This is a genomic window from Cyanobium sp. T1B-Tous (genome assembly GCF_024345475.1).
In the GTDB taxonomy this organism is placed as follows: domain Bacteria; phylum Cyanobacteriota; class Cyanobacteriia; order PCC-6307; family Cyanobiaceae; genus Cyanobium_A.
Genome location: NZ_JAGQBE010000012.1, coordinates 1 through 14,026 on the forward strand (window position 1 = coordinate 1; position 14,026 = coordinate 14,026).

The window sequence follows — 14,026 nt, forward strand, 5'->3', positions numbered from 1 at the left end:
GGAGAATGGGCTATTAATGGATGATTTTATTACTATACCTCCTGCTCCTATTACGACAATTAATGATCTAGCCCTTGGAAACTATATACATACTTGTTCTTGTGTATTTAGAAATAGAGGCGTTATGATTTTTGGCCCTAACTTTAAAGAGTGTCCGCTGGGAGACTACTACATGCATATGATGAATGCGCAACATGGCAACATTTACTATGTTGATTCAGTTATGGCAGTATATCGTATTCACAATGACTCACTTTGGTCAAGTCAAGCTAAATTCGATAATCTGTTGAAAACCCTAGTTGCTCAAAAATACATCTCCAAAGATCTTATCGGCAGCCATACCTTGGCTAACATGAATATTATTGATAGCAGCATTAATATAGCCTTGGAAGTAAAAAATATGTCTCGTGGACATATTATTAATGTCGAGAACCTGACTTTTAACCGTGAAAAGTACTCAAACCGCCTTCTGGAACGATTACTAGACTCTAATAAAGAGATCGAAAGGCTCAATGCCGAGATTAAAAACTTTATTCAATTAAATGACTCCGTTCGGTTTCTTCTATTGAGAATATTCGTCAATTGCAAGAGTAGGCTCAACAAATATACAGCCGCTAAAGCGCATAAGCACCTTTTAAGCTGGATAAATAGGAAATTTTCTCGAGAAAATGGTACTTCCCCGTCTACTCTAAATCCAAAGTAAAACTATAATTCATTGCAACTAGGCCTCAGCTTTATGATTAGCACTTAAAAATTCGTTTGCATTATTAGTGCGCCCAAGCAAATATCTAAAGCCCAATGGTTGCGTGGCCTCAGATTGCCTATTATATTTTTCATTACTTCTCCTCGGCAATGCCACGAAAAGTAAAATCATACGGTAGTGAAGCATTGCCAACAATAGTCGCACCCCATCTATTCAAGCGCGGCGGGCATGCCAATCGGAACAGAGGAGTATCGAAGCTAAGATTAGGATTATAGGCCGGATCGTTCTGCAAAAGATGGCTCCAACGATAATGCATCCAGCTCACCTCTTGAGCAAAACGAGCCGCTTTTTCAGGATTATGATCTAAGCCACGGCTCGCAGATTCATGATGAATCAGCCGAGCAGCAGGAACATAAATATTGTGCAGTCCTTGCTCCTTAAGTTTCAGGCAAAAATCTACATCATTGAAAGCAACCCTAAGATTCACCTCATCTAAGCCACCTACTTCTAAGTAGTGACAACGTTGAACCACCAGGCAGGCGGCCGTAACTGCTGAGATCTCCTGGGCTAGTTGCGCCCGGGAAAAATAGCCAGGACTGTCGCCAGGCATACCTAAATGGGCATGGCCTGCAACTCCACCCAATCCAAGCCCAAGCACAACACCAGCATGTTGCAGTTTTCCGTTTGGGAACAGGAGGCGAGCACCCACAGCACCCACACCTGGGCGCAGAGCAAACACCACCATTTCCTCTAACCAACCCTGATCAAGAACCTCAATATCGTTATTAAGAAGGCAAATCAATTGACCGCTAGCTTCCTGAACAGCTCTATTATTAAGTGCCGAATAATTAAATGAGCTAGGATCATGTAGCACCTTAATTTTTTCCTGCTGCCTTAGGCTCTCCAAAAACTGAAGCGTCGCCCAGTCGTCGGATCCGTTGTCTACAACAAGAACCTCAAAATCCGGATATCGAGTCATTTTAAGTAGACTTTCAAGGCACGGCTTGAGCACATTCAGACCATTGCGCGTCGGGATTATAATGCTAACCCGAGGTGCTGGATCAGGCAAAAGTCGCTTAGCATGGAAGCCAAATGTGTTTGACCTGAGCTCCTGCAAGGGTTCGCAACGACGCACCAGATGTTCCTTTATCGCTCGGGCTGCTGACTCCTTCCGATCACCCATGCCACCAAGTGCTGTTGAGCGGCGACTCACGCGTACGTGATAGAGCACTCTCGGAATATGCACGATCTGATCTCGGCGCACCTGCTCGCTACAACGCAGCACTAGATCATAATCTTGGGAGCTCTCTACCCCCTGTCGAAAGCCACCCACCTGACGCATCAAATCAGCGCTGTACACCCCTAAATGGGAAAACATATTTTGTCCTTCCATCAACAAAGGATTCCATTGCCCCTTAAAATACGGCTCGAACAAATCACCCATGGGGCGAATTTTATCTTCATCAGAATAAAAAAGACGCGCTTCAGGGTGTTCTTGAATCGCCTTAGCGACCCAGATTAACGCGTCATCAGACAACAAATCACTTTGATCCAGCAAAGCAACCCAAGGAGCTTTAGCGAGCTCCAGTGCACGGTTAGAAGTCTCGCAGATCTTGCCCTTGCCCTCACAGAAAACCACTTCAATACGTGGCTCTGAGGCGCTCTTCGCCTCCAGCAACAGCCGGATGCGCTGATCAGTAGATGAATCAATGGCGATACAAAGCTGCCAGCAGGGATAAAGCTGGGCCTGCACTGAATGAATCGCGGCCTGCAACCACTCATATCTAGGGTTACTTAGAGGCATCAGCACGGCAACTTGGGTGGGATGCGGCAAAGCCTGCGCCCAATCTCTCATCGCAAGCTTCTCTTCTACGGTAGTGCCAAACTCAGCCTGCCAGGCCCTATAATCCAGAGACAATCGCAGGCGATTGATGACGGCTCGCATTCGATCAATGCTAGCTCTCGGGCCTTCTTTCAATGCTCGCCATGCAAAGCGAGGCCCTCGGCGCACCAAGCCTGGATTTACAATCAGAACCTGAGCAAAAGAACCCAGACGATTAAAAAGAGTGCGAATAGTCATCGGGGCAAGCAAGCAAGAAGACCGTAAAGTCCCAAGGTACGTAATGGGCCATGCTTAGAAGGCCGCTGAGCAGCTGGAAGCTGCAACAGACCTAGCCAGCGGTACCGACGCCGAAGTCTCAGCAATGTTGGTAGCGCCGAGATCCGCAGGTGATAGCGCTGCTCAAAGAGTGCCGCCTGCTGCAGCGCCGCCCCAGTGTGGCCACCAGCGGCAGGATCTGCAATGAGGTTATGAAGCCTCTTGCACCAATAAACTAATCCAAGTCCTTTAGCGCCAAGAACATTACCGCCGTGTTGCCTGTAAAGCACCCCCGGCGACTGCAAGAGTGCGATCTTTCCGAAAGCGCTGGCCACCAGCGCCAACCACCAGTCATGCATTAGGGCCTCAGTCGGAATCGGCAGGGCCTTCTGTATGAGGGCACGGTTTAATAGCGTCGTACAGCCAGTCACCACATTGGTGAAGGCGAGATCCGCCGGTTGCGTGCGCTGCGGATCAAGTCGCTGACGTTGCAGATAGCGGCAACCCATAGGCTTGCCTACTTGATCCACCAGCTCCAAATCGCTGTGCACCAACAACGGCGTGGCAGAGCCCTTCCTCACCTCCAACTGCTGCATCAGAGCCAAAGACTGCTCAAGCTTGTGGGGCAGCCAGAGATCATCCTGATCCGCCAGAGCCACATAAGGAGCCGTAGTGGCCTGCAGCAGCCGATTCACATTGGCCGTGCAGCCGAGATTGCCATCAGCCGGCAACATCTGAAGCCACGTCCCATAGCGCTGCTGCAGCTGGCTGATTAGAGCCGGCGTGCCGTCGCTGGAGCCATCGTCTCGGAGCAGCACCCTCTCAGGTCGCAGAGTCTGGTTGTAAATCGAAGTGATCTGGGCCTCAAGGTAGGAAACGCCGTTGTAAGTAGGCAACACAACCTCGATCGATGCAACGCTCACCACAGCGCCCAGCCCCATTTGCGGAAGTAATGCCAGGCGCTGGCCAGGTTGACAGCCATCAGGACAAGGTTGCGGTAGTTGCCGCGGCCCCAGCCATGGACAACACCAGCCACCGGCAGATGCACGCAGCGACCATCACGGGCCAGGGTGCGGGTGAGATCGGCATCCTCCAGGTAGAGGAAATAGCGCTCATCGAAGCCGCCAACCCGGCGGAAGGCCTCGCTTCGAATCAACATGCAGCAGCCACTCAGGTAGGGCGCCTCAAACACCTCTTGGTAGTTCTGATCCGCCATCACATACCAGCGGTCGTAGCGCTTTAGCCAGGTGGGCTTGAGCCACTCCGGCAGGAAGCGGCGGCTGAACAGACCGAGCGCAGTTGGGTTGTGCTTGCACAGCTTCTGGGGAGAGCCAGCCTCATCCAGGATCTGCGGCACCGCCAGGCTCACCTGCGGGTGCTGCTGCAACCAGCCCAGCAGCTGCTCAAAAGTGCCGCTGGGCCAGGTGAGATCGGTGTTGAGCACTCCGACGTAAGGCGGGAGCTGGCCGAGGTGCGCTACCAGACGGTTCACGGCACGGCCGTAACCCGGGTTGTCGGGATTAGCCAGGAAGCCATCGGCCCCTGCAGCCATCTGCTCCACCGGTTCACCCGGATGATGGTCGTTCACCACCACCGCGTAACCCACCTGAGACGGTAACTCCGCCAGGCAGGCCTGCAGTTGCTCCACTTCCGGCTGCGATGGGTGGTAGGCCACAAACAACAGAATCAACTGCCTTCCCTGGCTGTGGTTAATCCCAGCCACCGGCGAGGCCGCCAGCCGCTGGCTGGCCTGGGTCCGCGCTAGCGGTTGCAGCCAGCGCCGCAGCAGCCCTCCCCACACCGCCAACACCGCACCAAGGATAAGCAGGCTGCTGGGCTGCCACCACACCGCTATGGGCGGCGCATTCAGCAGCAAACCTCCCAGCACCGCCAGCCCAAGGGCGATGACCACCACCACCAACCAACGCTGCACCAGCTGCCGGTAAGGCATCCACGGCCACCTCAGGAAGGAATAGCCGCCGAAAAACCAGGCCACAAGTAAAAATCCAATCCCGAAGACCAGGCCATCGGCCTGAAGCACCAGGACGGGGTTGAGCTGGCGCAACTCAGCTGCCAGCAGGCCCCCGGCGAGCATCCCCACCAGGTCCAGGCCAACGCCGAGTGCAAGCAGCGTCCAGCCGCGCCTCATCCGGCAGGCACAGTCTGCGCCGGTGCCTGGGTGCCGATGCGCTCACCGCTATAGCCAGCGCGATCGCGCACCTGCTGGCACCAGTCGAGATGCTCGAGATACCAGCGCACCGTGGCCGCCAGGCCCTGCTCAAAGCTGTGGCGTGGTTTCCAGCCCAGCTCGGTGGTGATCTTGGCCGCATCGATCGCATAGCGCCGGTCGTGGCCGGGGCGGTCGCCCACACGGCTGATCAATCGAACATGAGGAGCACCCTGGGGCTGCAGCTGATCCATCAGCGCGCAGATCGTTTCCACCACGTCGCGGTTGGTGCGCTCACTGGGGGAGCCGTGATCGCCGGCACCGCCCACACAATAGCTCTCACCAAGCCGGCCCCGGGTGGCTGCCAGCAGCAGCGCCTCCACGTGGTCTTCCACATAGAGCCAGTCGCGCACATTGGCGCCGTCGCCATACAAGGGAATCGGCTCGCCGGCGATCGCCTTGAGGATCACCACCGGGATCAGCTTCTCGGGGAATTGCCAGGGACCGTAGTTGTTGGAGCAGTTGGTGAGCACCACCGGCAGGCCGTAGGTGTGGTGCCAGGCGTTCACCAGGTGGTCGCTGGCGGCCTTACTGGCCGAGTAGGGGGAACGCGGGTCGTAGGGGGTGATTTCTGAGAAACGGCCGGTTGCACCCAGGGATCCGAACACCTCATCGGTGCTGATGTGGTGGAAGCGGAAGCCGGCCCGACGCTCTTCGCTGAGTTGCTCCCAATGAGCCCGCACCGCTTGCAACAGGTTGAACGTGCCGCTCACGTTGCTCTCGATGAACGCCCCAGGCCCATCAATCGAGCGATCCACATGGCTTTCGGCTGCCAGGTGCATCACCAGGTCGGGATCGGCCTGGCGCACGGCTGCGGCTGTGGCATCGGCGTCGGTGAGGTCCACCCGCAGCAGCTGGTGGCGCTGGGCCGCCTCAGGGCCCAGCCGATCAATGCTGGTGAGATCGCTGGCGTAACCGATCTTGTCGAGGTTGAACACCATGGCGGTGGTGTCCGCCAAAAGGCGCCGCACCAGGGCTCCACCAATGAAACCCGCCCCGCCGGTCACCAGAACACGGTTGATGCCTTGAGGCAACAGGGAGGCCATGAGCTCAATCAGGCTCCCGGGGAGCGTAGCTTCGCAAACTATCACCACCGGGCGGCGGCATCCATACAGGCAGGACGCCCTTAACCTGACCTCATGTGCTTGATTTACGGCACCGTTCAGCTCTCCAACCCCTCAAGCCCCGAGCTGCAGGGATTGGAGGTGCGTGCCCTGGCCGATTCCGGGGCCGTGCACCTCTGCATCCCTGAGCACATCGCCATCCAGCTGCAGCTGCGAGAGCTGGAGAAGCGGGAGGTGATCCTGGCCGATGGACACCGGCGGCATGGTGCTGGACAACGAGGTGCTGCTGGGAGCAATCCCCATGGAAAACATGGATCTCATGCTGCGGCCCCAGCTGCAGTCGATCACCGTGAACCCTGAAAGCCCCAACATCCCCTTGAGCCTGGCCAAGTAGGCCGAGTTTCACGGCATTGCCGATCTCCCCCAGAAATGGCTCGGTTGATCGCTGGCCCCGGATGGGGGTGAGCTGAAAGCTTCAAAACTGTACGACCTGTACAGATTTGCCGACACTCCCAAACACCACACTCCCAAAGAGCACTGGCCGCAATTCCGCAGGCGGGCAGGCGCAGCCCCTGCAGCCACGCTCATCCGGGGTCCAGCACCTGCGCCAGGACCGCCCGCCAGTGATGCGGCTCCAGCCCCAGGGCGGCCCGGCTGGCCGTGCAGTTGAGCAGGGAGTAGCTGGGGCGCTGGGCTGGGGTTGGGTAGTCGGCCGTGGTGAGGGGGCGCACGGCCGCCGCCTGCTGCAGCAGCCCCAGCTCCACCCCCAGCTCGCCGATGGCCACAGCGAAGTCGTACCAGCTGGCGGCGCCGGCATCGCTCCAGTGCAGGATCCGCGGGCCCTCGACGCTGATAGCCCGCCAGCAGGCCGTCGCCAGGGTATGGGTACTGGTGGGACATCCCACCTGATCAGCCACCACCCCCAAGGCTTCCCCCGCCGCCGCTTTGAGGGCATGGAGCCGCAGCATCGTGAGGCAGAAGTTCTTGCCCACCGGCCCGTACACCCAGCTGGTGCGCAGCACCCGGGCGCCGGGTAAGGCCAGGGCCGCCGCCTCGCCCGCCGCCTTGGTGGCTCCGTAGACCCCCAGGGGATCAAGCGCCTGATCCGGCTGGTAGGGCCTGCCCTGCTCGCCATTGAACACGAAATCCGTGCTCACCTGCAGCAACCGGCCGCCCGTTTCGGCCAGGGCCTCAGCAAAGGCGCCGGGGGCGCCGGCATTCACGGCATGGGCCAACTCCGGCTCGCTTTCGGCCTTGTCCACCGCCGTGTAGGCGCCGGCATTCAGCACCCAATCCGGGCGCTGAGCCTGCACAGCGGCCCGACAAGCCTCGGGGTTGGCCAGATCGAGCTCGGCCCGGCTGCAGGCGATCAGCTCCACCTGCGGCGGCACTGAGGCGAGCAACGCCTGGCCCAGCTGGCCGGCGGCGCCGGTGAGCAGCACCTTCATGAAAACAGATCTCCTTCGGCCAGCTCCCCCAGCAACGGCGCCGCGGCATCCTTCTCGGAGAGCTGGGGCAGCAGCCCCGCCAGGGCCTCTAAAGGCCAGGCAATCGCCAGCTGCGGGTCATCCCAGCGGATGGCGCGCTCACAATCGCGGCTCCAGAAGTCGGTGGTTTTGTAGAGCACCTCGGCCTGCTCGCTCAGGGTGAGGAAGCCATGGGCAAAGCCCGCCGGCACCCACAGCTGCTGGTGGTTGGCGGCACTCAGGTGCGCCCCCACCCACTGGCCGAACGTGGTTGAGCCGCGGCGGATGTCCACCGCCACGTCAAAGATCTCCCCCACCACGCAACGCACCAGCTTTCCCTGGGGATGGGGCGGCAACTGGTAGTGGAGGCCCCGCAACACCCCACGGCTGGAGCGGGAATGGTTGTCCTGCATAAAACAGGTATCGCCGGCGGCCGCGTTAAAGGCCTGCTGGTTCCAGCTCTCAAAGAAGAAGCCCCGCTCGTCGCCAAACACCCGTGGTGTGAGCAGCAGGGGCCCATCAAGGGTGGCGCCTGCCGCCGTGGTGAGCGCTTCAGCCTGCATCGGGGGTCTCCAGCAATTGCAGTAGGTAGTCGCCGTAGCCACTTTTGCGCAGCGGCGCCGCCAGGGCCGCGAGCTGATCGCTGCTGATCCAGCCCAGCCGCCAGGCCACCTCCTCCGGGCAGCCCACCTTGAGCCCCTGGCGGTGCTCGAGCGTGCGGATGTAGCTGCCGGCCTCATGCAGCGAATCGCAGGTGCCCGTATCCAGCCAAGCCATACCCCGGCCCATCAGCTCCACCTGCAGCAGCCCCTCCTCCAGATACATCCGGTTGAGGTCGGTGATCTCCAGCTCGCCGCGGGGCGAGGGCTGCACCCGCCGCGCCCGCTCCACCACCGAGGCGTCATAGAAGTAGAGGCCGGTCACCGCATAGCGCGACCTGGGCTTGCTGGGCTTTTCCTCCAGGCTCAGCACCCGGCCATCGGCGGCAAACTCCACCACGCCGTAGCGCTCGGGATCCCGCACCGGATAGGCAAACACCGTGGCCCCCTCGGCTGGGCCATTGCAGCCCTGCAGCTGGGGGATCAGGTCGTGACCATGAAACAGGTTGTCGCCCAGCACCAGGGCCGCCGGGGCGCCGTTGAGGAAATCGGCGCCGATCAGAAACGCCTGGGCCAGTCCATCCGGGCTGGGCTGCACGGCGTAGGCGATCGTCATGCCCCAAGCCGAACCATCCCCAAGCAGGCGTTCGAAGGCCGGTTGATCGTGGGGTGTACTGATGATCAGCACCTCCCGAATCCCCGCCAGCATCAGCGTGCTGAGCGGGTAATAGATCATCGGCTTGTCGTAGACCGGCAGCAGCTGCTTGCTCACCGCCTGGGTGATCGGATGCAGCCGGGTGCCGCTACCTCCAGCCAGGATGATGCCCTTGCGGCTCATGGAGCACACTCCGCTGGGAAGATGTTGCCATGGCAGCACTGCAGCTCCTGATCCACGCCCCGGGCGCCCCAGGCCTGCGCTGGTTCGGCCTCGGCCCGGGGCTACGGCCTAGCCGGGGCCTGTGGAAACTGCAGCGCCTGTTCAACAAGCACGCCTTCTGGGCCCAGGGGCGCAGCGTTGCGGATCTGCGTCGCCTGCTGGCAGGCAGCCGCGTGGTGGTGAGCCTCTGGCAGGGCAAACGCCTGGTGGGCTTCGGACGGGCCAGCAGCGACGGCATCTGCCGCGCCGTGCTCTGGGACGTGGTGGTGGCGGGAGATCTGCACGGCCAGGGCCTGGGCCGCCGGGTAGTGGAGGCCCTGCTCGCGGCCCCAGACCTGCGCGGCGTCGAGCGCGTTTATCTGATGACCACCAACAGCGCCGGCTTCTATGAGCAGCTGGGCTTCCGCAACGCTGCCCCCCAGGCCCTGCTGGTGAAGCGAGGGGCCGGTGAGGCTCCTGACTGACAGAAGCCTGCCTGTCATGAATTCTGTACAGGCTGTACAGAATTCCGGAGAGCACACGAAACCACCCCCCAGGATCCCGGCGGCCCCTGCAGTGCGGCCTTCAGCCTGGCGCGTTCACCCGGGCAACTCGGCCATCAAGCTGCCCATCTCCAGCGCCTGCAGGCCGTAGTTCCAGCCCAGGTTGCTCTTGATGCCGGCCCGCTCCAGAGCTTGCTGCAGTGTGTCGGTGGTGAGCACGCCGAAGATCACGGGCACGCCGGTGGAGCGGCTCACGGCGGCCACACCCTTGCTCACCTCAGCCACCACCACATCGAAGTGTGGGGTGTCGCCGCGGATCACGGCCCCCAAGGTGATCACCACCTGGTAGCGACCACTGGCCGCCAGGCGCTGGGCCACCAGGGGAATCTCGAAGCTGCCGGGCACCCAGGCGATGTCGAGCTGGGCGCTGGTAGCCGCGGTATCAATCCCGTGCCGGCTCAGACAATCCAGACAACCGCTCAACAGCTTGCCGGTCACCAGATCGTTGAACCGGGCCACCACGATGGCGATGCGCAGACCACTGGCGCCGGTGAAGGTGCCCTCGAAGCTGGCCACTGGGTTGGGATGCGAATGCCTTCAGGCTACGCAGCAGCCCTTAGACCACAAAGAAGCTCACGCCCCAATTGAGCAGCACCAAGGCCACCCAGGCGATCCCGCCCAGCAGGATCAGGCGGTTGGAGCGGCCCGAATCCTCACTGCTGGCGTAAAGCACCGGCACCGCCACAATCAGGGCGAACGACAGCACCACCAGGGCCAGAACGGTGAGGGTGTTGAGGATCTGCATGGCGGATGCGGCGAATGGCGCGGAGCCAGATCAGAGCGGGGCCTGATCAAGTCAGTGGGCGGATTCTCACACGACGGCCCGGCCACCCGCCGAGGGCCCCCGGCGATCCTTCACAAGTTGTGGGGTGCGCCTACCATCAGGCCCCTCCGAGCAACCCCGTCGCCGTGGCCGCGGAAGCCGACCAGCAGCTTTCGCTCGCAGCCGCCCTGGGCCTGCCCGAAGAAACTCCAGCCGCCACCGAGCCCGCCCCTGAGCCCGAAGCGCTCGGCCCCGGGCGGCCCCGCACCCGCCAGCGCAAGCCCACGCCGGAAGCCGCACCGGCCACCAGCCCCGACTCCCCCACCGAGTCCGATTCCGCAGAGCCCGACTCCGACCTGCCCGCCTGGCATCACCACGGCCTGGTGGATCCCGAGCAGCTCACGCCCATGCTGCGCCACTACGTGGAGCTCAAGGCGGCCCATCCCGATCGGGTGCTGCTCTACCGCCTGGGCGACTTCTTCGAGTGCTTCTTCGAAGACGCCATCACCCTCTCGCGCCTGCTGGAGCTCACCCTCACGGGCAAGGAGGGCGGCAAAAGCGTTGGCCGGGTGCCGATGGCGGGCATCCCCCACCACGCCGCCGAGCGCTACTGCGGTGAACTGGTGCGCCGCGGCCTCAGCGTCGCCCTCTGCGACCAACTCGAAACCACCCCCGCCAAGGGCGAACTGCTCAAGCGCGGCATCACCCGGGTACTCACCCCCGGCACGGTGCTCGAGGAGGGCCTGCTGGCGGCCCGCCGCAACAACTGGCTCTGCGCCGTGGTGCTGGAGGGCGCCGGCACCTCAGCCGCCCGCTGGGGCCTGGCGGTGGCCGATGTGAGCACCGGTGAATTCAGGGTCACCGAGCGCGCCGGTAGCGACGCCCTGCACCAGGAGCTGCTGCAGGTGGAGGCCGCCGAGGTGCTCTGGCCCGCCACCAGCACGAGCGCCGAGAGCAACAGCCCCGCCTGGTGCCCTGAGGCCCTACGGCTAACGCCCCTGCCCCGCACCCCCTTTGAGGCGCCGGAAGCCTCCGCCACCCTGAAGCAGCGCTTCGGCCTGGCCAGCCTCGATGGCCTGGGGCTGGGCGAGCTGCCCCTGGCCCTACGAGCGGCCGGGGGCCTGGTGGCCTACCTCGACAGCACCCTCCAAGAAGCCCTCGTCCCCCTCGATCCCCCCACCACCTGGCACGCCGGCGACCAGCTGGTGCTCGATGCGGCCACCCGCCGCAACCTGGAGCTCACCAAAACCCAGCTGGGCGGCAGCGTGCACGGCTCCCTGCTCTGGGCCCTCGATCGCACCCACACCGCCATGGGCGGCCGCTGCCTGCGCCGCTGGCTGCAGGCGCCACTGGTGGAACGCGCGGCGATCCTGGAGCGCCAGGGTGGGGTGAGTGAGCTGGTGGCGGGCCGCGGCCTGCGGCTGACCCTGCGCCGGCTGCTGCGCCCGATGGGCGACCTGGAGCGCCTGGCCGGCCGGGCCGGTGCCGGCAGCGCCTCGGCCCGGGATCTGGTGGCCCTGGCCGATGGTCTGGAGCGCCTGCCCCAGTTGGCCGCCCAGCTCACCCAAGCGAGCAGCGCCCCGCTGCAGGCCCTGGCCCGCCCCTGGCCCGAGCTCGACACCCTCGCCGCCGACCTGCGCCACACCCTGCTCGACACCCCGCCCCTCTCCCTCACCGAGGGCGGCCTGATCCACGACGGCGTCGATCCGGCCCTCGATGCGCTGCGCAACCAGCTCGATGACCAGGACGCCTGGCTGGCCCAGCAGGAGGCAGAGGAACGCCGGCTCAGCGGCATCGCCACCCTCAAGCTCCAATACCACCGCACCTTCGGCTACTTCCTGGCGGTGTCCAAAGCGCGGGCGGCGGCGGTGCCGGAGCACTGGATCCGCCGCCAGACTCTGGCCAACGAGGAGCGCTTCGTCACCCCGGCCCTGCGCAACCGCGAGGGCGCCATCCAGCAGCTCAAGGCCCGGGCCGCCCAACGCGAATACGACCTGTTCTGCGCCCTGCGCGCCCGCGTCGGCGAACACGCCGCCGCCATCCGCACCGCCACCCGCCTGGTGGCCGAGCTCGATGGCATCGCCGCGCTGGCGGAGGTGGCCGCCACCTCCGGCTACTGCTGCCCCGACATCACCGACCCCGCCGGCCCCGAGGCCCGCCTGCTCCAGATCGAAGCCGGCCGCCACCCGGTGGTGGAGCAGCTGCTGGTGGAGGAACCCTTCACCGCCAACAGCATCCGCCTAGGGGCCGCCCCTGACCTGCTGATCCTCACGGGCCCCAACGCCAGCGGCAAGAGCTGCTACTTGCGCCAGACGGGCCTCTTGCAGCTGATGGCCCAGATGGGCAGCTGGATCCCGGCCACCTCCGCGCGGCTGGGGATCGCCGACCGGATCTTTACCCGCGTCGGCGCCGGCGACGACCTGGCGGCCGGCCAGTCCACCTTCATGGTGGAAATGGCCGAGACGGCGAACATCCTTCACCACGCCACGCCGCGCTCGTTGGTGCTGCTCGACGAGATCGGCCGCGGCACCGCCACCTTCGACGGCCTCTCGATCGCCTGGGCCGTGGCCGAGCACCTGGCTACCCCGGCCGAGGGCGGCGGCATCGGCGCCCGCTCGATCTTCGCCACCCACTACCACGAGCTCAACGCCCTGGCCGAGCAGCTGGCCAACGTGGCCAACGCCCAGGTGCTGGTGGAGGAAACCGGCGACGCCCTGGTGTTCCTGCACCGGGTAGCTCCGGGGGGCGCCAGCCGCAGCTACGGCATCGAGGCCGCCCGCCTGGCCGGCGTACCCGCCGCGGTGGTGCTGCGCGCCCGCCAGGTACTGGGCCGCATCGAGGCCAACAGCGTCGTGCGGGTGGATCAGGAGGGCGATCAGGAAAGCGGCGAAGAAGACGGGCCAGACGGCGCGCTCGCCGCCTGACACCAGCCCGCCCGCAGCAAGGCGTTGCAGGCCGCGGCCACCAGTCCGGCTCCGCCCTTGGAGCCCTCGAGCTGGATGTGGGCCAGGCCACTGTCAGCCAGGTGACGCTTGCTCTCCGCCACCCCCACAAACCCCACCGGCATGCCGATCACCAGGGCGGGGGCCGCCGCGGTGCCAGCTGCCACCTGCTCCAACAGCACCTCGAGGGCCGTGGGGGCGCTGCCAATCAGCACCACAGCCGGGCTTAAGACCTCCAGAGCCACTGCCATCCCGGCAGCCGTGCGCGTGGACCCCTCTGGGGCCCGCTCAGGGGCCCAATCGAGCACGCTGCGCACCGCATTGCCAAAGGTGCGCCGCGCCATCGGCGCCACCGCCGCCGCCGCCATGGCCGTGTCCGTGAGGATCGGCGCCCTGGCGGCCAGGGCCGCCAAGCCAGCCTCGCAGGCCCCCGCCGCAAACCGCACCGCACCCGCCAGCTCCGGATCGCCGCTGCTGTGGATCAGGCGCAACACCACGTCCTGCTGCAGGGGGGTAAGCGGCGCCAGAGCCGCCGCCGTGCCCGGCAGCGCCCGGATCAGCCGCAGGCTCTCGCGAAAGATCGGGTGATCGAACCCGACCCCCAAATCAGCCTCGAAGTCAGCGCCGGCGGCGGGCATGGAACGTCTTCAGTCGCCGTCCCACCCTGCCGCAACCCGGCCTGCCGCAGCCCCTGACACCTCAACCCAACTCAGCACGACACGACTCCATCCATCCCAAAACAACA

General features: G+C 63.3%; 14 protein-coding genes. 4 read left to right on the forward strand and 10 right to left on the reverse strand.

Features of this window, described 5'->3' with window-relative positions; all coding sequences use genetic code 11:
- A partial coding sequence (locus KBY71_RS04640) for a hypothetical protein (protein WP_254927795.1) occupies positions 1-703 on the forward strand: 703 nt, incomplete at its 5' end.
- 133 nt (positions 704-836) lie between these two features.
- Here KBY71_RS04640 and KBY71_RS04645 read toward each other — a convergent pair.
- From KBY71_RS04645 to rfbB, 4 genes are read right to left on the reverse strand one after another with little or no spacing between them, the layout of a single operon-like run.
- Positions 837-2,783 carry a glycosyltransferase family 2 protein gene (locus tag KBY71_RS04645; RefSeq protein WP_254927796.1) on the reverse strand — a complete coding sequence of 649 codons (1,947 nt, stop codon included), beginning with the start codon at positions 2,781-2,783 and terminating at the stop codon, positions 837-839.
- A complete protein-coding gene (locus KBY71_RS04650; RefSeq protein WP_254927797.1) occupies positions 2,780-3,724 on the reverse strand; it encodes a glycosyltransferase family 2 protein in 945 nt (314 codons plus the stop codon). Before KBY71_RS04650 ends, KBY71_RS04645 begins: the two co-directional genes overlap by 4 nt.
- Positions 3,721-4,950 (reverse strand): glycosyltransferase family 2 protein, encoded by a 1,230-nt coding sequence (locus KBY71_RS04655; protein WP_254927798.1) that lies wholly within the window; start codon positions 4,948-4,950, stop codon positions 3,721-3,723. The genes KBY71_RS04650 and KBY71_RS04655 overlap by 4 nt, the downstream gene beginning before the upstream one ends.
- Entirely contained in the window at positions 4,947-6,074 is a 1,128-nt protein-coding gene (gene rfbB / locus KBY71_RS04660; protein WP_254927799.1) for a dTDP-glucose 4,6-dehydratase, read from the reverse strand. The genes KBY71_RS04655 and rfbB overlap by 4 nt, the downstream gene beginning before the upstream one ends.
- A gap of 265 nt (positions 6,075-6,339) precedes the next feature.
- On the opposite strand from rfbB, the gene KBY71_RS04665 reads away from it, so the two are divergent.
- Entirely contained in the window at positions 6,340-6,486 is a 147-nt protein-coding gene (locus KBY71_RS04665) for a hypothetical protein (protein WP_254927800.1), read from the forward strand.
- 190 nt (positions 6,487-6,676) lie between these two features.
- On the opposite strand, the gene rfbD is transcribed toward KBY71_RS04665, so the two are convergent.
- Genes rfbD through rfbA form a run of 3 tightly spaced genes read right to left on the reverse strand, consistent with a single transcriptional unit; the run spans position 6,677 to position 8,995 of the window.
- Entirely contained in the window at positions 6,677-7,540 is an 864-nt protein-coding gene (gene rfbD / locus KBY71_RS04670) for a dTDP-4-dehydrorhamnose reductase (protein ID WP_254927801.1), read from the reverse strand.
- On the reverse strand, positions 7,537-8,121 hold the full coding sequence (gene rfbC / locus KBY71_RS04675) for a dTDP-4-dehydrorhamnose 3,5-epimerase (RefSeq protein WP_254927802.1): 585 nt from the start codon (positions 8,119-8,121) through the stop codon (positions 7,537-7,539). Before rfbC ends, rfbD begins: the two co-directional genes overlap by 4 nt.
- A complete protein-coding gene (gene rfbA / locus KBY71_RS04680; protein WP_254927803.1) occupies positions 8,111-8,995 on the reverse strand; it encodes a glucose-1-phosphate thymidylyltransferase RfbA in 885 nt (294 codons plus the stop codon). The genes rfbC and rfbA overlap by 11 nt, the downstream gene beginning before the upstream one ends.
- Before the next feature lie 29 nt (positions 8,996-9,024).
- On the opposite strand from rfbA, the gene KBY71_RS04685 reads away from it, so the two are divergent.
- Positions 9,025-9,498, forward strand: coding sequence for a GNAT family N-acetyltransferase (locus tag KBY71_RS04685; RefSeq protein WP_254927804.1), 474 nt, complete (start codon positions 9,025-9,027; stop codon positions 9,496-9,498).
- 114 nt (positions 9,499-9,612) lie between these two features.
- Here the strand turns inward: KBY71_RS04685 and ribH are convergent, their stop codons facing one another.
- The gene (ribH, locus tag KBY71_RS04690; protein WP_254927805.1) at positions 9,613-10,092 is read right to left on the reverse strand and encodes a 6,7-dimethyl-8-ribityllumazine synthase; all 480 of its coding nucleotides are present in this window, start codon (positions 10,090-10,092) and stop codon (positions 9,613-9,615) included.
- 40 nt (positions 10,093-10,132) lie between these two features.
- Complete coding sequence (psbZ, locus tag KBY71_RS04695; RefSeq protein ID WP_254927806.1) at positions 10,133-10,321, reverse strand: photosystem II reaction center protein PsbZ; 189 nt, start codon at positions 10,319-10,321, stop codon at positions 10,133-10,135.
- A 164-nt stretch (positions 10,322-10,485) separates the two neighbouring features.
- Between psbZ and mutS the strand changes: the two genes are divergently transcribed.
- Positions 10,486-13,263, forward strand: a complete 2,778-nt coding sequence (gene mutS / locus KBY71_RS04700) for a DNA mismatch repair protein MutS (RefSeq protein ID WP_254927807.1) — start codon at positions 10,486-10,488, stop codon at positions 13,261-13,263.
- On the opposite strand, the gene KBY71_RS04705 is transcribed toward mutS, so the two are convergent.
- Complete coding sequence (locus KBY71_RS04705) at positions 13,215-13,919, reverse strand: precorrin-8X methylmutase (RefSeq protein WP_254927808.1); 705 nt, start codon at positions 13,917-13,919, stop codon at positions 13,215-13,217. The genes mutS and KBY71_RS04705 overlap by 49 nt on opposite strands.
- Between the last annotated feature and the right edge of the window lie 107 nt (positions 13,920-14,026).

Bases quoted from the DNA above. Each gene is read 5' to 3' on its own strand.
- KBY71_RS04685 (WP_254927804.1), top strand. From the start codon at position 9,025: ATGGCAGCACTGCAGCTCCTGATCCACGCCCCGGGCGCCCCAGGCCTG.
- KBY71_RS04645 (WP_254927796.1), bottom strand. From the start codon at position 2,783: ATGACTATTCGCACTCTTTTTAATCGTCTGGGTTCTTTTGCTCAGGTT.
- rfbA (WP_254927803.1), bottom strand. From the start codon at position 8,995: ATGAGCCGCAAGGGCATCATCCTGGCTGGAGGTAGCGGCACCCGGCTG.
- KBY71_RS04705 (WP_254927808.1), bottom strand. From the start codon at position 13,919: ATGCCCGCCGCCGGCGCTGACTTCGAGGCTGATTTGGGGGTCGGGTTC.
- psbZ (WP_254927806.1), bottom strand. From the start codon at position 10,321: ATGCAGATCCTCAACACCCTCACCGTTCTGGCCCTGGTGGTGCTGTCG.
- rfbC (WP_254927802.1), bottom strand. From the start codon at position 8,121: ATGCAGGCTGAAGCGCTCACCACGGCGGCAGGCGCCACCCTTGATGGG.
- rfbD (WP_254927801.1), bottom strand. From the start codon at position 7,540: ATGAAGGTGCTGCTCACCGGCGCCGCCGGCCAGCTGGGCCAGGCGTTG.
- rfbB (WP_254927799.1), bottom strand. From the start codon at position 6,074: ATGGCCTCCCTGTTGCCTCAAGGCATCAACCGTGTTCTGGTGACCGGC.
- KBY71_RS04665 (WP_254927800.1), top strand. From the start codon at position 6,340: ATGGACACCGGCGGCATGGTGCTGGACAACGAGGTGCTGCTGGGAGCA.
- KBY71_RS04655 (WP_254927798.1), bottom strand. From the start codon at position 4,950: ATGAGGCGCGGCTGGACGCTGCTTGCACTCGGCGTTGGCCTGGACCTG.